General features: G+C 71.8%; 20 protein-coding genes. 15 read left to right on the forward strand and 5 right to left on the reverse strand.

The genetic code is table 11. The features are described from left to right. Nucleotides 1-162 precede the first annotated feature (162 nt). The gene (locus ACNNMR_RS23895; protein WP_419996726.1) at nucleotides 163-996 is read left to right on the forward strand and encodes an RICIN domain-containing protein; all 834 of its coding nucleotides are present in this window, start codon (nucleotides 163-165) and stop codon (nucleotides 994-996) included. Nucleotides 997-1,009: 13 nt separating this feature from the next. Here the strand turns inward: ACNNMR_RS23895 and ACNNMR_RS23900 are convergent, their stop codons facing one another. Continuing rightward, nucleotides 1,010-2,188, reverse strand: a complete 1,179-nt coding sequence (locus ACNNMR_RS23900; protein WP_419996727.1) for a pyridoxal phosphate-dependent aminotransferase — start codon at nucleotides 2,186-2,188, stop codon at nucleotides 1,010-1,012. A gap of 164 nt (nucleotides 2,189-2,352) precedes the next feature. Between ACNNMR_RS23900 and ACNNMR_RS23905 the strand changes: the two genes are divergently transcribed. From ACNNMR_RS23905 to ACNNMR_RS23925, 5 genes are all read left to right on the forward strand, one after another. Next, nucleotides 2,353-2,577 carry a hypothetical protein gene (locus tag ACNNMR_RS23905; RefSeq protein ID WP_419996728.1) on the forward strand — a complete coding sequence of 75 codons (225 nt, stop codon included), beginning with the start codon at nucleotides 2,353-2,355 and terminating at the stop codon, nucleotides 2,575-2,577. Nucleotides 2,578-2,920: 343 nt separating this feature from the next. After that, the gene (locus ACNNMR_RS23910) at nucleotides 2,921-3,439 is read left to right on the forward strand and encodes a DUF2617 family protein (protein ID WP_419996729.1); all 519 of its coding nucleotides are present in this window, start codon (nucleotides 2,921-2,923) and stop codon (nucleotides 3,437-3,439) included. Between the two features lie 96 nt (nucleotides 3,440-3,535). Next, nucleotides 3,536-5,122, forward strand: a complete 1,587-nt coding sequence (locus ACNNMR_RS23915) for a polyamine aminopropyltransferase (RefSeq protein ID WP_419996730.1) — start codon at nucleotides 3,536-3,538, stop codon at nucleotides 5,120-5,122. 94 nt (nucleotides 5,123-5,216) lie between these two features. Then, nucleotides 5,217-6,179, forward strand: a complete 963-nt coding sequence (locus tag ACNNMR_RS23920) for an SRPBCC family protein (RefSeq protein WP_419996731.1) — start codon at nucleotides 5,217-5,219, stop codon at nucleotides 6,177-6,179. 19 nt (nucleotides 6,180-6,198) lie between these two features. Continuing rightward, on the forward strand, nucleotides 6,199-6,993 hold the full coding sequence (locus ACNNMR_RS23925; RefSeq protein WP_419996732.1) for an aldose 1-epimerase: 795 nt from the start codon (nucleotides 6,199-6,201) through the stop codon (nucleotides 6,991-6,993). On the opposite strand, the gene ACNNMR_RS23930 is transcribed toward ACNNMR_RS23925, so the two are convergent. Further along, a complete protein-coding gene (locus tag ACNNMR_RS23930) occupies nucleotides 6,990-7,145 on the reverse strand; it encodes a hypothetical protein (protein WP_419996733.1) in 156 nt (51 codons plus the stop codon). The genes ACNNMR_RS23925 and ACNNMR_RS23930 overlap by 4 nt on opposite strands. 160 nt (nucleotides 7,146-7,305) lie before the next feature. On the opposite strand from ACNNMR_RS23930, the gene pyrE reads away from it, so the two are divergent. Together pyrE and fbaA are read left to right on the forward strand one after the other, a co-directional pair. Beyond that, the gene (pyrE, locus tag ACNNMR_RS23935) at nucleotides 7,306-7,854 is read left to right on the forward strand and encodes an orotate phosphoribosyltransferase (RefSeq protein WP_419996734.1); all 549 of its coding nucleotides are present in this window, start codon (nucleotides 7,306-7,308) and stop codon (nucleotides 7,852-7,854) included. Between the two features lie 166 nt (nucleotides 7,855-8,020). Then, nucleotides 8,021-9,043 (forward strand): class II fructose-bisphosphate aldolase, encoded by a 1,023-nt coding sequence (gene fbaA, locus ACNNMR_RS23940; RefSeq protein WP_419996735.1) that lies wholly within the window; start codon nucleotides 8,021-8,023, stop codon nucleotides 9,041-9,043. A 101-nt stretch (nucleotides 9,044-9,144) separates the two neighbouring features. Here the strand turns inward: fbaA and ACNNMR_RS23945 are convergent, their stop codons facing one another. After that, nucleotides 9,145-9,762 (reverse strand): hypothetical protein, encoded by a 618-nt coding sequence (locus ACNNMR_RS23945; protein ID WP_419996736.1) that lies wholly within the window; start codon nucleotides 9,760-9,762, stop codon nucleotides 9,145-9,147. A gap of 217 nt (nucleotides 9,763-9,979) precedes the next feature. On the opposite strand from ACNNMR_RS23945, the gene ACNNMR_RS23950 reads away from it, so the two are divergent. From ACNNMR_RS23950 to ACNNMR_RS23980, 7 genes are all read left to right on the forward strand, one after another. Further along, on the forward strand, nucleotides 9,980-10,393 hold the full coding sequence (locus ACNNMR_RS23950) for a DUF3151 domain-containing protein (RefSeq protein ID WP_419996737.1): 414 nt from the start codon (nucleotides 9,980-9,982) through the stop codon (nucleotides 10,391-10,393). A 139-nt stretch (nucleotides 10,394-10,532) separates the two neighbouring features. After that, nucleotides 10,533-11,885 carry a threonine/serine ThrE exporter family protein gene (locus tag ACNNMR_RS23955; RefSeq protein ID WP_419996738.1) on the forward strand — a complete coding sequence of 451 codons (1,353 nt, stop codon included), beginning with the start codon at nucleotides 10,533-10,535 and terminating at the stop codon, nucleotides 11,883-11,885. 132 nt (nucleotides 11,886-12,017) lie between these two features. Further along, nucleotides 12,018-12,860 carry a tryptophan 2,3-dioxygenase family protein gene (locus ACNNMR_RS23960; protein ID WP_419996739.1) on the forward strand — a complete coding sequence of 281 codons (843 nt, stop codon included), beginning with the start codon at nucleotides 12,018-12,020 and terminating at the stop codon, nucleotides 12,858-12,860. Then, nucleotides 12,853-14,064 carry a kynureninase gene (kynU, locus tag ACNNMR_RS23965; protein ID WP_419996740.1) on the forward strand — a complete coding sequence of 404 codons (1,212 nt, stop codon included), beginning with the start codon at nucleotides 12,853-12,855 and terminating at the stop codon, nucleotides 14,062-14,064. Before ACNNMR_RS23960 ends, kynU begins: the two co-directional genes overlap by 8 nt. Beyond that, nucleotides 14,051-14,791, forward strand: a complete 741-nt coding sequence (locus ACNNMR_RS23970; protein WP_419996741.1) for an alpha/beta fold hydrolase — start codon at nucleotides 14,051-14,053, stop codon at nucleotides 14,789-14,791. The genes kynU and ACNNMR_RS23970 overlap by 14 nt, the downstream gene beginning before the upstream one ends. Before the next feature lie 100 nt (nucleotides 14,792-14,891). Further along, entirely contained in the window at nucleotides 14,892-15,482 is a 591-nt protein-coding gene (locus ACNNMR_RS23975) for a Uma2 family endonuclease (protein WP_419996742.1), read from the forward strand. A gap of 39 nt (nucleotides 15,483-15,521) precedes the next feature. Beyond that, nucleotides 15,522-16,727 carry a cytochrome P450 gene (locus ACNNMR_RS23980; protein WP_419996743.1) on the forward strand — a complete coding sequence of 402 codons (1,206 nt, stop codon included), beginning with the start codon at nucleotides 15,522-15,524 and terminating at the stop codon, nucleotides 16,725-16,727. A gap of 1 nt (nucleotide 16,728) precedes the next feature. On the opposite strand, the gene ACNNMR_RS23985 is transcribed toward ACNNMR_RS23980, so the two are convergent. Both ACNNMR_RS23985 and ACNNMR_RS23990 read right to left on the reverse strand, forming a co-directional pair. Next, nucleotides 16,729-18,384 carry an ABC transporter permease gene (locus ACNNMR_RS23985; protein ID WP_419996744.1) on the reverse strand — a complete coding sequence of 552 codons (1,656 nt, stop codon included), beginning with the start codon at nucleotides 18,382-18,384 and terminating at the stop codon, nucleotides 16,729-16,731. Further along, nucleotides 18,381-19,310, reverse strand: a complete 930-nt coding sequence (locus ACNNMR_RS23990) for an ATP-binding cassette domain-containing protein (protein ID WP_419996745.1) — start codon at nucleotides 19,308-19,310, stop codon at nucleotides 18,381-18,383. The genes ACNNMR_RS23985 and ACNNMR_RS23990 overlap by 4 nt, the downstream gene beginning before the upstream one ends. Nucleotides 19,311-19,362: the final 52 nt, after the last annotated feature.

The raw sequence follows: 19,362 nt of genomic DNA on the forward strand, positions 1-19,362 counted from the left end.
CGCTAGAAAGATTCTCCCGGGTGTCCGTGCACTGTCAATGCCCCCTGCACTCCCCACCCGGCACTCCTGAGGCGTAGGATCCTGCCGCCGCCTCGAACGGACCCCTGAGCTCCACTCTGCGTCGCGGCGTCGGCCAGGTTCGTACGGAAACGAGGGATCCCCATGTCACAGGGCCACGCCCGCTCCCGGGAAGCGCGGGGCGGACGAAGAGGGGCGGTCATCGCCGGTGCGGTGGCGGTGCTGCTCGTGGGTGGGGCGGCGGGCTGGGCGTATACGAGCGGGCCGCTGAGCGACGACGGCGGGAAGAAGACGGCGGCGTCGGACACGGCCGGTACGAAGGGCGGGGCGGCCGACGCGAAGAAGTCCGCGAAGGCGAAGGCGAAGGCAAAGACCAAGACCGAGGCCAAGGCGAAGGGCGACGACGAGCCCAAGCCGCCGCTCATGACGACGGCGCCGCGCACCGGCGGCACGCACCACGCCGCGCGCGCCGCCGCCGGCGACTGGCCGGGCAGCAGCGGTGCGGTCACCACGATTCAATCGGCCTACAGCTGGCAGTGTCTCGACGGCGGCTACGACCGCAACGACGAGACCTGGGCGCAGGGCAATCCGGGCGATGTGGCCTACCAGTTCCCGTGCGCAAAGGGCGCCAAGGCCGCCGGACCCGACCAGAACTGGCGCCTGAAGGCGGTCAAGCCCGGCGTCTACCAGATCCGCAACGTCTACTCCGGCAACTGCATCGCCGCCGAGTCCGTCAACGCCCAGGGCTGGGGCACCGCCGCCCTGGCCACCTGCGACCACAAACGCGACCAGCTGTGGCGCTTCACCCGTGTCGCGCAGGCGGGCGGCGGCGTCCACGGCTACTTCAGCAGCTACGCCCACCCCCAGTCGGCGCTGAACCTGGAGAACAAGTCCAAGCAGCCCCTCGCCAAGATCAGCCTCTGGAAGCACGAGGGCCCGCCCCAGGAGTGGGTGATCGTCAACCCGGGGGCGCTGTGAGCTTCAGGCTCCTTCAGGCCAGGCCCGCCTTGAGGCGGGCGGCCGCCTCCCGAAGCACCTCGTCGCGCTTGCAAAAGGCGAAGCGGACGATGGAGTGGCCGGCGGACTTGTCGTCGTAGAAGACCGAGGCGGGGACCGCGACGACCCCGCAGCGCTCCGGCAGCCCCAGGCAGAAGGCGACGCCGTCGTCCTCGCCGAGCGGGCGGATGTCGGTGGTGATGAAGTACGTGCCCGCCGGCCGGTAGACGCGGAAGCCCGCGTCCTCCAGGCCCGCCGCCAGCAGGTCGCGCTTGCCGCGCAGGTCGGCGCGCAGGGAGCGGAAGTACTCGTCGGGGAGGGCGAGGGCCTCGGCCACCGCGTACTGGAAGGGGCCCGCCGATACGTACGTCAGGTACTGCTTCGCCGTCCGCACCGCCGTGACCAGCTCCGGCGCCGCCGTCACCCAGCCGACCTTCCAGCCCGTGAACGAGAAGGTCTTCCCCGCCGAGGAGATCGAGACCGTGCGGCCGCGCATGCCGGGGAAGCTCGCGAGCGGGAGGTGTTCGCCGTCATGGACCAGGTGCTCGTAGACCTCGTCGGTGATCACCAGCAGGTCGCGCTCCACCGCCAGCTCCGCGATGGCGGTCAGCTCGGCGCGGGTGGCGACGGTGCCGGTGGGGTTGTGGGGGGTGTTGAGGAGGATGAGGCGGGTCTTGTCGGTCACCGCGGCGCGCAGCTCGTCCAGGTCGAGTACGTATCCGTCGCCGTTCGGGCGCAGGGTGACCGGGACGCGGGTGCCGCCCGCCATGGCGATGCAGGCGGCGTACGAGTCGTAGTACGGCTCCAGCGCGATCACCTCGTCGCCGGGCTCCACGAGCGCGAGCAGCGACGCCGCGATCGCCTCGGTGGCGCCGGCGGTGACCAGGACCTCGCGGTCCGGGTCGTACTCGAGCTCGTAGAACCGCCGCTGGTGGGCGGCGACCGCGCGCCGCAGCTCGGGGATGCCGGGGCCCGGCGGGTACTGGTTGCCGTGGCCCTCGCGCAGCGCGCGCACGGCGGCCTCGCGGACCTCCGCGGGGCCGTCCGTATCGGGGAAGCCCTGGCCGAGATTGATCGCGCCGGTGCGCACCGCGAGCGCGGACATCTCGGCGAAGATCGTGGTCCCGAAGCCGTCGAGGCGGCGATTGAGCAGCGGTCGTCCCATGCGGGACATGCTCGCATGCCGCCGTAGCGGCCGGTCCGGCGGAGGTTTCCGGCCACAGTCGGGCATACGGGCGGCTGAAGCTCTGGAGTTCCTCAAATCCGTTTTGTGGATCGAGCGGGTCGGGCACCAGTCGTTCACCGGCCGAACAGGCCTGGTGGAAAGGGGGATTGACCATGGGGTTCTGGATTGTTCTGGTGTTCTTCGGAGTGATCGCCGTCGTCTCGATGATCGCCAAGGCGGGCGGCTCCGGCTCCGGGAGGGGGCGGCGGTCGGGCTGGTCCGGTGGCGGCGGGGGCGGCGGCTGCGGCAGCTCGTCCGACGGGGGCGGGTCGTCGTGCGGCGGGGGGTCGTCGTGCGGCGGCGGTGGTGGGGGCTGCGGCGGGGGCGGCGGCTCCTGACACCCGGTGCCCGGCGCCGGACACCTGGCTTCCGGCGCCGGGCACCTGACACCTGACCGGAAAGCGCACACTTGCTTTCGGCCCGGCGACCGTACTTGGCCGCCGGGCCCGCTAACGGTTGAACATGTGACCAGTGAGGCCCTCCAGGGGATGTAAACCCGGTGAAGATGGGTAAAAACGCTGTGGGGATCGGTCGGTTCATGATTCCGTGTGAGTCGGAACCGGCTGGCCTGAAACGTTCCGAGGTCCTCCCGCAAGGGGGTACCCCCTTGCTCGCAGCGTTGCCGGAAGAGCTTGGGGGAGGGCCGGCCCATCCATCACTGCGTGTTTGCGGAGCCGACCCATGCTCACCACCCTCAAGACGTCTTACACCGACACCCGAGCTACCGACCTGGCCTGGCGCCTGGGCATGGAGCCCTTGCCCGCGCTGGCCGTACTCGACCTCGAACTGGACGCCAAAGCACTGCAGTTGCGCCTCCTCGGCGCCTCGCACCAGGTGATCCTGCTCGACGAGACCGGCAGCTGCTCGGAGACCGTGGCCTGCCTGCCGGGCAGCTCGACGCCCTTACCGCTGGGGGTGGCGAAGCAGGTCGGCGAGTGGGAGTACGAGTTCAGCGCCCGGGTCGAGACCCTGTCGCCCGGCGCCTTCGAGGCGCGGGCGCAGGAGCTGCTCGCGCTGGTCGCCGAGCACCCGCACGGCCTGGCCGGCACCTTCCCCGGCAGCCCGCACGCCTTCACCGCGCTGCTGGTGCACCGGCAGGGCGGACAGGTCGGCTGGCGCACCTGGCACTCGTATCCGCAGGAGGGCCGGCTGGTCACCACCCGAACGAGGGTGGGCGTGAAGGTTGCGGAGCCGGTCTGAGTCCGCGCCGCACACCACCACTGGCTTATGCGCTCGGCATATCGAACCCGTGTGGGTGACAAAGGGCGCCACCGCCGCAAACGTATCGTTCCAAAGGTGATCGAACCGCACGAGTGCGCCGTCCCCGCAGCCGGTGGCGGCGGTGTGCCCGCAGGCCCGGCGATGCGGCTGCCCGTGCAGCCGGCCGCCGGCCGCTTCCTCGTGCTCGTCACCGTCTTCATCTGCGCGGCCTGCGGACTGATCTACGAGCTGGAGCTGGTCGCCCTCGCCTCGTATCTGGTCGGCGACTCCGTCACCCAGGCCTCCCTGGTGCTGTCCATCATGGTCTTCGCGATGGGCCTCGGTGCCCTCGCCGCCAAGCGGCTGCGGATCCGCGCCGCCGTCGGCTTCGGCGCGGTGGAGGCGGTGCTCGGCCTGGTCGGCGGCCTCTCGGCGATGGCGCTCTACGCGTCCTTCGCCTGGTTAGGGCAGCCGCGGGTGGCCCTGATCGGCTTCTCGCTCGCCATCGGCGTGCTGATCGGCGCCGAGGTGCCGCTGCTGATGACGCTGATCCAGCGGATCCGGCGGCAGGACCCGGGCGGCGCCGTCGCCGACCTCTTCGCGGCCGACTATGTGGGGGCGCTGATCGGCGGCCTCGCCTTCCCCTTCGTGCTGCTGCCCTGGCTCGGCGAGCTGACCTCGGCGCTGCTGACCGGCGCGGTGAACGCCGCCGTCGGCGGCGCCCTCGTCCTCTGGCTCTTCCGCTACGACCTCAGCCCCCGCGCCCGCTGGGGCCTCCTCGCGGGCAATGCCGCGGTGCTCGCCCTGCTCGCCGTCGCCACGATCCTGACCGCGCCCTTCGAGCGCGCGGCGCGCACCGCGGTGTACGGGGACGACGTGCGGGTCGCGGTGCGGGCCGGCGGCTCCGAGACGGTGCTCACCGGCGGCGTGGGCGGGATGGACGACAAGCGCAGCGACGGACCGCTGTCCTTATATGCCGACGGCAGCCTGCGGGCCAGCTCCCGCCCCGCCGACCGCTACCACCCGGGCCTCGTCGCCCCGGCGCTCGCCGGCACCGCACACCCCGCCCCGCGCGTCCTCGTGCTCGGCGGCGGCGACGGCCTCGCGGCGCGCGAGCTGCTGCGCACGCCCGGGGTGCGCTCGGTGACGCTGGTCGAGCCCAGCGCCGAGGTGCTGCGCCTGGCCCGTACGGACGCGGGGCTCAAGGAGCTCAACGACCGCGTGCACGGCGACCCGCGGGTGCACGCGGTGCGCGCGCAGCCCTTCGACTGGCTGCGGCACGAGGCGCCGCGCGGCCGGTACGACGTCGTCCTGTCGGACCTTCCCGACCCCGGCGGGGAGACCACCGCCAAGGACTATTCGCAGGAGTTCTACGGCCTCGCGGCCCGCGCGATGGCACCCGGCGGGCGGCTCGGTGTGCGGGTGGAGGCCCTGGCGGAGCGCGGGCGGGCGGAGCGGGACGGGTACTGGACGGTGGCGGCGTCGGTGCGCTCCACCGGGCTGCGGGTGGTGCCGTACCAGTACCGGGCGGGCGGGCAGTGGTGGGGGCTGCTGCTGGCGGGCCGCGGTGGCGGCGTCACCTTGCCGCGTACGGACATCCCGGCCGGCCGGCTCCATCCGCTGGGTCAGGGCCCGCCTGACGTCCTGCCGTCGACGCTGCTGCACCCGCGGTACGGGCCCTGAGGCGTCTCGGGCCACGTCGCTTCCGGCCCGGAGACCTTGCCCGGACGCAACAACCACCCAACGCCCAACCGTCCGGAGAGCTAAGCTCCGCCTTATGGAGCATGAGGTGTACGTCCCGTTCCCCGCGGCGACCGTCCGCCGCGCCCTGGCCGACCCCGGCCGGGTGGCCCGCGCCGTCCCCGGCCTGCAGCTCGACGCCGGTGACGAGCCGCGCGAAGAGGGCGGTGCGGCCCTCCAGGGCCGGCTGCGGCTGCGGATCGGCGGGTCCACGATCACGTATCGCGGCACCCTCCGCCTCACCCCGCAGGGCGAGACCGTCGCCATCGAGGGCGAGGGCGCGGAGGCCCGCGGCACCGGCTCCGTAAAGCTGGCTCTGACGATCACGCCGAGTCCCGCGGACGGCGGTACGGCGCTGGCGTGCTCCGGGACGGTGAGCGGCGAGGGGCGGATCGCGGCGGTGCCGCCGGCCCAGGCGAAGGCTTCGGCGGGGCGGCTGCTGGAGCGGTTCGCGGAGAGCCTGACGGCCGGTCTTGAGACGACGCCGATCGAGGCGCCCGACGATGACAACGACCGCGCGATCCCGGGCATCCCGGGGCCGGAAGCGCGGCATGCGAGCGAGGAGAAGGCGTCCTCGGAGCCTTCGGAGCCCCCTTCGGATGGTGCGGAGGGGGCGGAGCCGCAGGGCTCACCCAGCGTCTTCGACGCCGAGATACCGCCGCCGTCCCTCGACCCCCTCTCCGAGGCCGGCGAGGAGGACGAGCCGGACCCCTTGGCTGCCGAGGCGGACGTCGACGCCGAGGCGGCGGCCATCGAGGCCGAAGCCGAGGAGCTGGCCGCATCGCTCGGCCCCCAGGCCGAGGCGGCCCACGCGAGGCGCAGCATGATCGGCCGCTCCACGGAGGAGGTCGACCACGCCCCGCCGCGCGGCCGTTACGCGCCGATGCCGCCGACGGAGACGCTGTCGCCGGTGGCGCGACTGCGCTGGGCGGCGCCGGCGGCGGCGGTCGCGGTGGCGACGGTGGTCGTCATAGGACGGGCGCTGCGGCGTCGGCGGTGATCTGCGTAGGCTGGCGCATGTGACCACCACTCGCCTCACCGCCGGGGACGCCGAGCTCACCGTCAACCCGGACAACGGCTGCCGCATCGAAAGCCTGCGCGTCGGCGGCGTCGAGCTGCTGCGGCAGGGCGCGAAGTACGGCTGCTTTCCGATGGTGCCGTTCTGCGGCCGGATCGAGAACGGCCAGTTCCTCAGCGGTGGCGTACGCCATCAGATGCCGCTGAACGCCCCACCGCACGCCAGCCACGGCACCGGCCGGAACGTGCCGTGGCGGGTCCGCGAGGCGGACGGGCGCCGGGCCGCCTTCGATTACGCCCTCGGGGACCCGTGGCCGTACGCCGGCACCGTCACCCAGAGCTTCGAGCTCGCCGAGGACGGCGGCTCGCTCACCGTCTTCATGGGCGTCGAGACCGCCGGGGACTCCTTCCCCGCGCAGGTCGGCTGGCACCCCTGGTTCCTGCGCAACCTCGGCAGCGGCGGCGATGTCGAGATCGCCTTCGACGCCGAATGGCAGGAGGAGCGCGGCGCCGACCACCTCCCCACCGGCAAGCGCATCGCGCCGCTGCCGAGCCCCTGGGACGACTGCTTCGGCATGCCGGCGGGCGTGGACGTGACCCTGACCTGGCCGGACGCGCTGGAGCTGAAGGTCACCAGCCGCGAGGAGTGGGTCGTGGTCTACGACGAGCAGGCGGAGGCCGTCTGCGTCGAGCCGCAGACCGGCCCCCCGAACGGCCTCAACACGATGCCTCGCCTCGTGACCCCCATCGACCCGCTGGAGGCCACGATGACGTGGGCCTGGCGGTCTTTGGGCTAGGCGCCACCGCCGCCGCCGAGGAGCCCGCCCAGCAGTCCCGTCACGATGTCGAGCTGCGCGGGCGCGGCCGCGCTCGCCTGCGAGGCCCCCAGCATCGCGGCCGCGAGCACCATTCCCGCCACGGCGGCCGTCCGCTTCATTGCCGTACGCATAACCAAGATCCCTCTCCGTCGGTGCGGGGCGCTTGCTCGCCCCGCTCGTCGGCCGGGAAACTGCCCCGCGCCCCTCGACGGAACCGCCCCGGACCGCAAATCACCTGGTCGTGCGGCGCGCGCCGGGCGTGACCTGACGGCTCCGATACGCTCGGGCACCATGACTGACCCCCGCGCCGCCCTGCTGCAGCAGATCAAGGACAAGGCCGTCGTGCACGGCAAAGTGACCCTCTCCTCCGGTCTGGAAGCCGACTACTACGTCGACCTTCGCCGCGTCACCCTCGACGGCTCCGCCGCCCCGCTGGTCGGTCAGGTGATGCTCGACCTCACCGCCGACCTGGAGTACGACGCCGTCGGCGGGCTCACCCTCGGCGCCGATCCGATCGCGGACGCGATGCTGCACGCCGCCCACGCCCGCGGCCGCACCCTGGACGCCTTCGTCGTACGGAAGGCCGCCAAGACGCACGGCATGCAGCGGCGCATCGAGGGCCCGGACATCAAGGGCCGCCGCGTCCTGGTCGTCGAGGACACCTCCACCACCGGCGGCTCCCCCCTCACCGCCGCGGAGGCGGTGCTGGAGGCCGGCGCGGAGCTGGTCGCGGTCGCGACGATCGTGGACCGGGCCACCGGCGCCGCGGAGAAGATTCAGCAGGGCACCGGCGTCCCGTACCGCTACGCCTACGGCAGCGCCGAGCTCGGCCTGGCCTGACCGATGGCCGCCGCCGATCCGAACGTAAAGTCGAACGCCTGTTTCACGTGAAACGTGGGCGGGACGACTGCTGGAGCATTGGCGCCGGGATGGGAAGATGGGGGCGACGCTCGACGATGAGGTCGTCCTTAAGGCCCAATAACCCGCACATCCAAGGAGCGGACAGATGCCCATCGCAACCCCCGAGGTCTACAACGAGATGCTCGACCGGGCGAAGGCAGGCAAGTTCGCCTACCCGGCCATCAACGTGACCTCGACCCAGACTCTGCACGCCGCGCTGCGCGGCTTTGCCGAGGCCGAGAGCGACGGCATCATCCAGATCTCGACGGGTGGCGCCGAGTTCCTGGGCGGTCAGTACGACAAGGAGATGGTGACCGGCGCGGTCGCGCTGGCCGAGTTCGCGCACATCGTCGCCAAGAAGTACCCGGTCAATGTCGCGCTGCACACCGACCACTGCCCGAAGGACAAGCTGGACGGCTACGTCCGCCCGCTGCTCGCGGTCTCCGAGGAGCGCGTGAAGGCCGGCCAGAACCCGCTGTTCCAGTCCCACATGTGGGACGGCTCGGCCGAGACCCTCTCCGACAACCTCGCCATCGCCGCCGAGCTGCTGCCCATCGCCGCCGCCGCGAAGATCATCCTCGAGATCGAGATCACCCCGACCGGCGGCGAGGAGGACGGCGTCACGCACGAGATCAACGACGAGCTGTACACCACCGTCGACGACGCGCTGCGCACCGCCGAGGCCCTGGGCCTGGGCGAGAAGGGCCGCTACCTGCTGGCCGCCTCCTTCGGGAATGTGCACGGCGTCTACAAGCCGGGCAACGTCGTCCTCCGCCCGGAGCTCCTCAAGGACCTCCAGGAGGGCGTCGGCGCCAAGTACGGCAAGAGCAGCCCGTTCGACTTCGTCTTCCACGGCGGCTCCGGCTCCACCAAGGAGGAGATCGCCACCGCGCTGCAGAACGGCGTGGTCAAGATGAACCTCGACACGGACACCCAGTACGCCTTCACCCGCCCGGTCGCGGACCACATGTTCCGCAACTACGACGGCGTCCTGAAGGTCGACGGCGAGGTCGGCAACAAGAAGACCTACGACCCGCGCTCCTGGGGCAAGCTCGGCGAGAAGTCGATGGCCGACCGCGTCCAGGAGGCCTGCGGCGACCTGCGCTCGACCGGCACGAAGCTGAAGTAGCGGTACGAAACGTACGCGGGCCCGGCACCACCCCCGTGGATGCCGGGCCCGCTGCTGTGTGGGCGCCGCCGCGCTCGCCGCGGCCGTGCGCCGTCTTCGGCTCAGCCGTCGATGATCTGGTACAGGTACACGACCTTGTTGTCCGTGCCCTGCCCGTCCTCCCCGATCGGCCCGCCGAACTGGACGTAGAACTCCAGCGAGTTGTTCTCCGTGCCGAGCCGCCCCTCGTCCTTCATCTTCTGCAGCTTGTCCATGAAGGTCTGGACGGCCACCGGCTCGGTGCCGCTCCCGCCGGTGAACTCGCCGCCCGCCACGATCTTCACGTTCGCCGTGTCCAGGGGCAGCAGCCGCGGGTGCGTGCCCTGCCGCTTGAAGACCGGGCCCTGGTCACCGCAGTCGTACGTGCCCTCCCACATGGTGAGCAGCGGGTCCGGGCCCTCCACCTCCGCCGAGTAGCCGGTCAGGCCCAGGAAGGGGCCGTCGCTCTCGCAGACGTTCTGCTCGGGCGGCTGCTGCCGGTCGGAGTAGTCGCGGTCGTCGGCCTGGCCCAGCGGGTCGGCGGCGGCCGGGGAGCTGGACGTGCTCTGGCTGGGCTTCGCGCCCCCGGCCGGCTTCCCTCCATACGCCCCACCAGGACCCTGGTCGGTTTCCTCGCAGCCGGCGAGCACGAGCACGGAGGCGGCCGCCGCCGCGGCGGCCCATATTCTTCGATTACGCATCCTGTGCATGATCATCCCCCGTGTTTTTGATGCTCCCCGTGTTCCCCGTCGTGGACCCGTGGTCAACGCGGCCACCCGGTGAGTGTGCCCTCGGAAGAATCAATTCCGGCTTGTCGGCGACCCGTTGTTACCGAACACTGACGCCTCGCAGCCCGCCCCGTAGCAACGGTGACCTGGAGCGGTCGCCTCCGCCGCCGGGCAAGGCAGACTGGGAGCCATGTCGAACCACGAGAACCTGCTAGCAGGACCGCCTCCCACACATCTGCCCGACGACCCGGGCCCGCGCGAGCTGTTCGCGAACGGCGCCGATCCGGCCGAGGTCGCCGCGAAGTTCCCCGGCTCCTCGCTCGCCTGGGCCCAGCTCGCCGACGACGCCTTCCAGGCGGGCCGCACGGTCGAGTCGTACGCCTACGCCCGCACCGGCTACCACCGCGGCCTCGACGCGCTGCGCCGCAACGGCTGGAAGGGCCACGGCCCCATCCCCTGGGAGCACGAGCCGAACCGCGGCTTCCTGCGCGCCCTGCACGCCCTGGCCCGGGCCGCCGGCGCCATCGGCGAGACGGAGGAGCACGACCGCTGCTCGACCTTCCTGCGCGACAGCTCGGCGACCGCGGCACAGACGCTGAACTGAGCCGCGCATGGTTTGCGCCGCCCCTTGATGCCCGCTCGCCGGCCGCCGGAGAGCGGGCCAAGGCGTACCACCGGATGCGCGCCGCTGATCGCTGAGTGATCCTCGACGAAACGATCGCGGCTGCGGCAGGGAGGTCGGCGTGCCCAGCAAATCGCTGCCGTGGGTGCAGGGGGCGCTCGGCCGGCTGCGCGGCCTGGAGCCGGCCGAGCCGCCGCGCCCGGCCGCGTCCTCCGGGCAGCGGGCGCTGCAGGTCTCCCTCATGGTGGGAGCCGCCCTGCTGAAGAACGGCGCTTCGGCCGAGGAGACCGTCGCCGGCATGCTCGCGTGCGGCGAGGCCTGCGGGCTGACCGGCTGCGAGATCGACGTGACGCTCAGCCAGGTGAGTATGTGCGCCTATCCGCCGGGTCCGCCGGGCGAGGCCGAGACCCGCCTGGTGGACTCACTCGTCGTGGTGAAGCCGACCAACGACTTCAGCGCCCTGCAGCGCACTCACCGGGTGGTGGCGGACATCACCGCCGGCCGGTACGCGCTGGACGAGGCGTGGACGGCGGCCGACGCGGCGCTGCACCCGCCGCCGGCGGGCTCTAGCGGGCTGCCGGGGCTGCTGCAGGCGGCGGTGATCGCCGCCGCGGGCAGCATGCTCGCCGGCGGCGGGCCGGTCGCCATCGTGGTGTCGTTCGCCGCCGCGATGGTGGGGGCGCTGATCGTCGGCGTGCTCGGCGCGTACGGGATGCCCGCCTTCCACCTCACGTTCCTGGCGGTGGTGCCGGGCAGCCTGGCGGCGCTGGTCATCGCGACCGTGCAGGAGCCGGGCGAAGGGCAGGCCGTGCTCGTCGGCGCGATCCTGGCGCTGCTGCCGGCGATGACGATGGTGAGCGGCGTACAGGACAGCCTCACCGGCCACCATCTCACCGCGATCTCCCGCTTCCTCGACGCGTCGCTGGTCTTCGCCGCGATCGTGGCGGGCACGGCCACCGTGCTGAGCATCGGCAAGCTGGCGGGCCTCGACCTGCCGCCCGCCCACGTGCAGCTGCAGCTGGACTACCTGTCCTGGCGCACGGTGGGCGCGGTGGCGTTCGCCCTCGCCGTGGCGATGCGCTACCGGGTTCCCGTACGGCAGTGGGGCTACATCACCCTGCTCGTCCTCGGCGGCGCCGTCGTCTACGTGGAGCTCCGCGAGGCCGGGGTGGCGCGGATTCTCGCGGTCGCCTGCACCGCCCTGGTGGTCGGCGCGGTCGGCCAGCTGGTGGCCCGCAAGACCGGCGTATCGGCGCTCCCCGCCGTCCTGCCGGCCGTGGCTCCCCTGCTGCCGGGCGCCCTGATCTACACGGCCCTCGGCGACCTGGTGGCGAGCCGGGTGGAGGAGGGCATCTCCGGCCTGGTCGAGGCCCTCGCGGTCATCCTGGCCATCGCCGCCGGCATCACCACGGCCGGCGAGGCGGCCTTCCTGATCCGCCGGTCTCCCGCGAGACGGCTCTTGCCGCCTTCGTAGCACCAGGTCGTACGATGCGGGTGGGTGTGCGAGACGCCGGCCCAGGCGCCGCCGCCCGAGGGGACCGGGGCCCCGCAGCCTTCAGGGCTGGGGCGGACCGCTACCCGGCAGCACGTCTTGACGGAGACACCGATGTCGGACACCTCCACCGATCCCGCCGCATCCGGCGAAGCCCCGAACCTCGACTTCGAGGGCACCACCCCGTACGAGGACTACGTCCAGGCCGACGTCCTCACCCACCTGCAGCATCCGCTCTCCGACGATCCCGGGGAGATGGTCTTTCTCGTCACCACGCAGGTGATGGAGCTGTGGTTCACCGTGATCGTCCACGAGTGGGAGACCGCGGCCGTCGCGCTGCGCGAGGACGACCTGCCGCGGGCGATGGCGGCGCTGAAGCGCTCCACGTACGAGCTGCAGTCGCTCAATGCCTCGTGGGAGCCGCTCGCCCATCTCACCCCCCGGCAGTTCAACGCCTATCGCAGCGCGCTGGGCGAGGGCTCCGGCTTCCAGTCGGCGATGTACCGGCGGATGGAGTTCCTGCTGGGCGAGAAGTCCGCGTCCATGCTGGTCCCGCACCGGGGCGCGCCGCGCGTGCACGCGGAGCTGGAGAAGGCCCTTGCCGAGCCGTCGCTGTACGACGAGGCGCTGCGGCTGCTGGCCCGGCGCGGGTTCCCGGTCCCGGGCGAGGTGCTGAACCGGGATCTGGCGCGGCGGCACGAGCCCGACCCGGCGGTCGAGGCGGCGTGGGCGCAGGTCTACGCCGGGGACCAGGAGGACGAGCTCGTACGCCTCGGGGAGCTGCTCACCGAGGTCGCCGAGCTGGTGTGGCGCTGGCGCAACGACCACCTGGTGGCGACCCGGCGGGCGATGGGCTCGAAGGTCGGCACCGGCGGCTCCGCCGGGGTGGCGTGGCTGGAGAAGCGCGCGGCCAAGAATGTGTTCCCCGAGCTGTGGACGGCGAGGTCCCATGTCTGAACTGCTGCAGCGCCGGGCGGCGGAGCTGGACGCCGTGGATCCCCTGGCGGGGAAGCGGGACGCTTTTGTTCTGGATGCTGCGTCTGACGATGCGCCTGGCGGCGCGGGCGTCTACCTCGACGGGAACTCCCTCGGCGCCCTGCCGAAGACCGTCCCCGGGCGGGTCGCCGACGTCATCGCCCGCGAGTGGGGTGAGCTCCGTATCCGCTCCTGGACGGAGTCCGGCTGGTGGTCCGCGCCCGAGCGGATCGGCGACCGGATCGCGCCGCTCATCGGAGCCGCCCCCGGGCAGGTGGTCGTGGGCGACTCGACCAGCGTCAATGTGCTGAAGGCCGTGGTCGGGGCCGTACGACTGGCGGGGGAGGGGCGCGACGAGCTGCTCATCGACGAGTCCACCTTCCCCACGGACGGCTACATCGCGGCCTCGGCCGCCCGCCTGACGGGGTGCACGCTCCGCCCCCTGGCGCCCGCCGAGATCCCCGCGGCGGCGGGTCCCCGTACCGCCGCCGCCCTGGTCAACCACGTCGACTATCGCAGCGGCCGGCTGCACGACCTGCCCGGGATCACGGCGGCGCTGCACGATGCGGGCGCGCTGGCCGTCTGGGACCTCTGCCACAGCGCGGGGGCGCTGCCCGTCGGGGTGGACGAGCACGGCGTGGACCTCGCGGTCGGCTGCACGTACAAGTTCCTCAACGGCGGCCCCGGTTCACCCGCGTATCTCTACGTCCGCGGCGACCACCAGCCCCGCTTCGAGTCCCCGCTCCCCGGCTGGAACTCGCACGAGGACCCCTTCGGCATGCGCCCCGACTACACGCCCGCGGACGGCGCGATACGCGGGCGCGTGGGCACACCCGACATCCTCTCGATGCTGGCGCTGGAGGCCGCCCTGGACGTCTGGGACGGGGTGGCCATCGCGGCGGTACGGGCCAAGAGCCTGGCCCTGACCGACCTGTTCCTGGAGGCCACCGCGGGCCTCGGCGTCGAGCCGCTCACCCCGGCCGCGCACGCCGAACGCGGCAGCCAGGTCGCGCTGCGCTGCGCCGACGCCGGCAAGGTGATGGGCGAACTGATCTCCCGCGGCGTCGTCGGCGACTTCCGCGAGCCGGATGTGCTCCGCTTCGGCTTCACGCCGCTGTATACCTCCTTTACGGACGTATGCCGCGCCGCGCGAACGCTGGAAGAGGTGCTGAATGACCGCCGTTGACGACGAGACCACGGGCCTGGCGGCGCTGAAGCCCGCGGAGCCGGACCGGACGTTCGCGTACGGCGACCATCCGTCGCAGGTCATCGACCTGTACGGGGAGTCGTACGGGACGGACGGCGTGGTCGCGCTGCTGCACGGCGGCTTCTGGCGGGAGCGCTATGACCGTACGCACCTGGGCTCGACGGCCGCGGCGCTGGCGGCGGATCTGGGGCGGTGCGTGGCTCTGATCGAATACCGCCGGGTCGGCGGCGACGGCGGCTTCCCGGCGACCTTCGACGACCTCCCGCCCGCGCTGGCCGCGCTGCCAGGCTCGGGCCCCGTGGCGCTCGTCGGGCACTCGGCGGGCGGCCACCTCGCGCTGTGGGCGGCCTCCCGCTGCCCGACGGCGGTGTCGAAGGTGGTCGGCATCGCGGCGGTGGCCGACCTGGCCCGCGCGCATGAACTCGGGCTCAGCGACGGCGCGGTGGCGGAGCTGCTGGGCGGGGCGGCGAAGGTCACGGACCGGCTGGACGAGACGGACCCGATGCGGATGACGGGCCCGACGGCGCCGGTGGTGCTGCTGCACGGGGATGCGGACGACGACGTACCGCCGGAGCTGTCACGCCGCTACGCCGAGCGCTTCGGCGCCGATCTGCGGGTGCTGGAGGGGGCCGGGCACTACGCCGCGCTGGTCCCGGGCTCGGCCGCGTACCAGGCGCTGCGCGCCTCGCTGGGAGCTGTGGCCTGAGATTTACTGACGTCACCCGTATGGGTACACAGGTGATGATCACGGTCCATGAACGCCACGGGCTCGGCACACTGGCTCCTGCCCGGAAGGTGGTGCCACCATGACACTCATGGCAGAACGTGCGGCGCAGCTGGCAGCGAAGGACTTCGAGGAACTGGCCAAAGCTGCGGAGCGACTCGCCGTCCCCGTCCGGCTCGAGTACATCTATGGACGGATCGGGGTCAAGGGCGTGACGGATGGTGATCACGGGGAGATCATCGGCTGGCTGCAGGAGCAATGCATGCAGTTCCGGCCCCAACTCAGGGTGTACAGCTCGGGTATCGGCCTTGAGGTTGAGGGATACCGGAAGGGCCGCGCGAAACCGGATCTCATTCTGGCGCCCAAGGGGGCATTCGCCGGGCATGGCGACTGGGCGAGCACCGAACAGGTGCTCATGGTCGTCGAGGTCACCTCGTACGACACCGACACTGACCGTCGCGACCGGAAGGAGAAGCCCTGGGCATACGCAGAGGCTGAAATCCCGGTCTACCTGCTCATCGACCGCGATGCGGGCACCATCACTGTGCACAGCCGACCGGTATCCGGCCGCTACCGTGACCTGCACACGGTCGACTTCGGCGAGAGGGTCGGACTGCCGGATCCCGTCGGTATCGCTCTCGACACCGAGGAGCTGAAGGACTACGCCCGCTGAGCGTTGTCCGATCCCGCCGGGGCGGCCTAGCGTCGGAGCATGTGCGCTGCCTTCGACCCCTGGTCACCGTCCTTCGTCGCCGACCCGTACCCCGCCTACGACGAGCTGCGGGAGCAGGGGCGGGCCATCTGGTTCGATCCCTCGAAGCAGTGGCTCATCCCGCACCACGCCGATGTGAGCGCGCTGCTGCGGGACCGGCGGCTCGGGCGGAGTTACTGGCATCGGTTCACGCACGAGGAGTTCGGGCGGAGTGCGCCGTCCGCTGCGCATGAGCCCTTTCACACGCTCAACGACAACGGGCTGCTGGAGCTGGAGCCGCCGGATCACACGCGGATTCGGCGGCTGGTCTCGAAGGCCTTCACGCCTCGTACGGTGCGGGAGCTGGAGCCGGTCGTGGGGCGGCTGGCGGACGGGCTGGTGGCGGACTTCGTCGCGGACGGGGGCGGGGATCTTCTTGCCGCCGTGGCCGAGCCGCTGCCCGTCGCCGTCATCTCCGAACTGCTCGGGATTCCGGCCGGCGACCGGCATCAGCTGCGGCCCTGGTCGGCGGCCATCTGCGGGATGTACGACCTGAATCCGGGCGAGGACGCGGCGCGGCAGGCCGTCACCGCCTCCGAGGAATTCTCCGCGTATCTCCGGGACTTGATCGCCGAGCGCCGCAAGAACCCCGGCGACGACCTGATCTCCGGCCTCATCGCCGCGTACGACGAAGGGGACCGGCTCAGCGAGCAGGAGATGCTTTCGACCTGCGTGCTGCTGCTCAATGCCGGGCATGAGGCGACCGTCAATTCGACCGTGAATGGGTGGTATGCGCTCTTCCGGCACCCGGAGCAGCTCGCCGGTCTGCGCGCTGCCCCCGATAAGTTGTCCACAGCTGTGGATGAACTTCTCCGCTACGACACCCCGCTCCACCTCTTCGAGCGCTGGGTGCTCGAAGACATCGAGATCGGCGGGCAGTTGATCCCGCGCGGCCAGGAAGTCGCCCTCCTCTTCGGCTCCGCCAACCGCGACCCGGAAGCCTTCCCCCGGCCCGACGACCTCGACCTCGACCGTACGGACAATCCGCACATCTCCTTCGGCGCCGGCATCCACTACTGCATCGGCGCCCCGCTGGCGAAGGTTGAGCTGCGGGCGTCGTACGGGGCGCTGCTGCGGAAGGCCCCCGGCATGCGGCTCGCCGCCGAGCCGGAGTGGGGGCCTTCCGCGGTCATCCGCGGGCTGAAGCGCCTCGACGTCGAGGTCTGACCTACTTCGTCTCCAGGTCCCTGCGGTTGAAGCCCGCCAGCCCCAGCCACACCAGGCCTACGGCCAGCAGCGTCAGCAGCCCCAGCGGCGTCCAGTTCATGTCCGCGGCCGGCAGCTGCGGCACGTGGCCGAACGGGGAGAGGTTGTTGAGCGCGTCCGGGAACTGCAGGATCTGGCCGAGGTAGCCGACCAGGAAGCCGTACACCGGCAGCACCCACGCCACCGCCGACGCCCGCGGCAGCCAGCCGAAGAGGGCGACCGCGACGCCGATGCAGACCCAGAGCGCGGGGGCGTAGGCGAGCGAGGCGCCGACCAGCTTCAGGAAGAGGCCGCCGTCGCCGGTCGACCCCGCGCCCGAGGCGCCGAAGCCGATCCCGGCGAGGAGCAGCAGCGCCGTGCCGCCGATCGCCGCGACGATCGCGTGGCTCAGCACCCAGCGGGTCCGCGAAAGGCCCGTCGACAGCAGCGGCTCCGCCCGGCCTGCGGTCTCCTCGGCGCGCGGGCGGAGGGCGGCCATCACCACGTAGATCGACACGACCACGGCGAGGACGATCAGCACGACCGAGGCGAACGACTCGGCCACCGACTGCCCGCCGACCCCCTCGATGGACTTCTCGAAGGCGTCGACCTCCTTGATCATGTCTTCGGCGTCGCCCAGGATCGACCCGTACATCACACCGAAGAGCAGCGCCGCCGCGCCAAAGGCGACCAGCAGCCCGCGGTGCAGGCGCAGCGCGAAGCCGAGCGGCGTGCCGAGGGACGGTGAGGCGTGCGGGCTGCCGAGGCGGGCGGCCTTCAGCCCGGCGCCGACGTCCCGGCGCGTCGAGAGTACGAATCCGGCCGCGGCCGCGACCGCGGCTGCCGCGAGGGTGAGTAGTACGGGCCACCAGTTGTTATCGACGTAAACATACGTCCGTTGTACCCAGCCGATCGGGGACAGCCAGGACAGAAGGCCGTCGCCGACGTCGCCGGAGGCGCGCAGCGCGTAGGCCGCGCCGATGACGGCCATCGCCATGCCGGAGGCGCTGCGCGAATGGCCGCTGATCTGCACGGTGATCGCGGCGACTGCGGCGAAGAAGACGCCGATGGCCGTGTGTGCGAGCCCGTACAGCAGAGAGCCCTTGCCGTCGATGCCCTCCATGCCCATCCCGCCGAGCCCGGCGGCGATCAGCAGGCCGAGGACGAGGTTCGCGAGCACCGCGACCGTCAGCGCGGCGGCGAGGTAGGCGTGCCGGCCGACGACGGCGGAGCGGACCAGCTCGGCGCGGTTCGTCTCCTCCTCGGTGCGGGTGTGCCGGGCGACCGTCAGGACGCTCATGATCCCGACCATGATGGCCGTGAAGCCGAGCATCTGGTGGCCGAGCATCGAGCCGTACGAGTAGTCGCTGAGGTAGTGGCGGGGGCCGGTCATCGCGAGGCCCGCCGCGCTGTCCATGGTGTCGGCGATGGACGCGCGGTCCTTCGCCGACGAGTAGTTGGTCTTGAAGCTGTTGGCCGTGGACAGCGTGCCGAGGAAGAGCGCCAGCACCCACACCGGGAGCCGGACGCGGTCCCGGCGCAGCGCGAAGCGGAGCAGCGTGCCGGTCCCCGCCAGCGCGCCGCCGCCGGCCGAAGCACTCTCGCGGTTCGCGATGCGCTCCTTGATGGCGGTGCTCATCGGACGTCCTCCGGCTCCGCCTTGTGGTGCCCGTTGCCCTCCAGCTCGTCGCCGTAATGGCGCAGCATGAGCTCTTCGAGCGTCGGCGGGTGGCTGACCAGGCTGCGCACGCCGAACTCGCTCAGCCGGCTGATCGCCGTATCCAGGTGCCCGCCGTCGACGGCGAAGCGCACCCGGCCGTCCTCGGTGTGCAGCTGGTGGATGCCGGGGAGCCCGTCGAGGCCGGTGGCCGGGCGCTCGGTCTGCGCCTCCACCGTCGTACGGGTCAGATGGCGCATCTCGCTCAGCGAGCCGGACTGCACGATCTTCCCGAGCCGGATGATGCTCACCCGGTCCGCCAGCTTCTCGACCTGGGCGAGGATGTGGCTGGAGAGCAGGACGGTCTTGCCGTCCGCCTTCGCCTGGGTGATCACGTCCTGGAAGATGACCTCCATGAGGGGGTCGAGACCTGCCGTCGGCTCGTCCAGGAGCAGCAGCTCGGCATCCGAGGCGAGGGCGGCGACGATCGCGACCTTCTGCCGGTTGCCCTTGGAGTAGCTGCGGCCCTTCTTGGTGGGATCGAGGTCGAAGCGCTCCAGAAGGTCGTCGCGCTTGGCCTTGTCGATGCCACCGCGGAGCCGGGCGAGCAGGTCGATGGCCTCGCCGCCGGTCAGGTTCGGCCACAGCTCGACGTCCCCCGGCACGTACGCCAGCCGGCGGTGCAGGGCGACGGCGTCGGTCCACGGGTCGCCCCCCAGCACCTGGGCGGCGCCCGAGTCGGGACGCAGCAGGCCGAGCAGGATGCGGATGGTCGTGGACTTCCCGGCGCCGTTCGGGCCGAGGAAGCCGTGGACCTCACCGCTCTCGACCTCGAGGTCGAGCGCGTCGAGTGCGCGGGTCCGGCCGAAGGTCTTGGTGAGGCCGGACACGGAGATTGCCTTCGTCATGGAAACGAAGCTACGGTAATTTCACAAACTTGTGAAGTTAAGGAAGCGTTAG

Source organism: Streptomyces boninensis (assembly GCF_048572725.1).
In the GTDB taxonomy this organism is placed as follows: domain Bacteria; phylum Actinomycetota; class Actinomycetes; order Streptomycetales; family Streptomycetaceae; genus Streptomyces; species Streptomyces boninensis.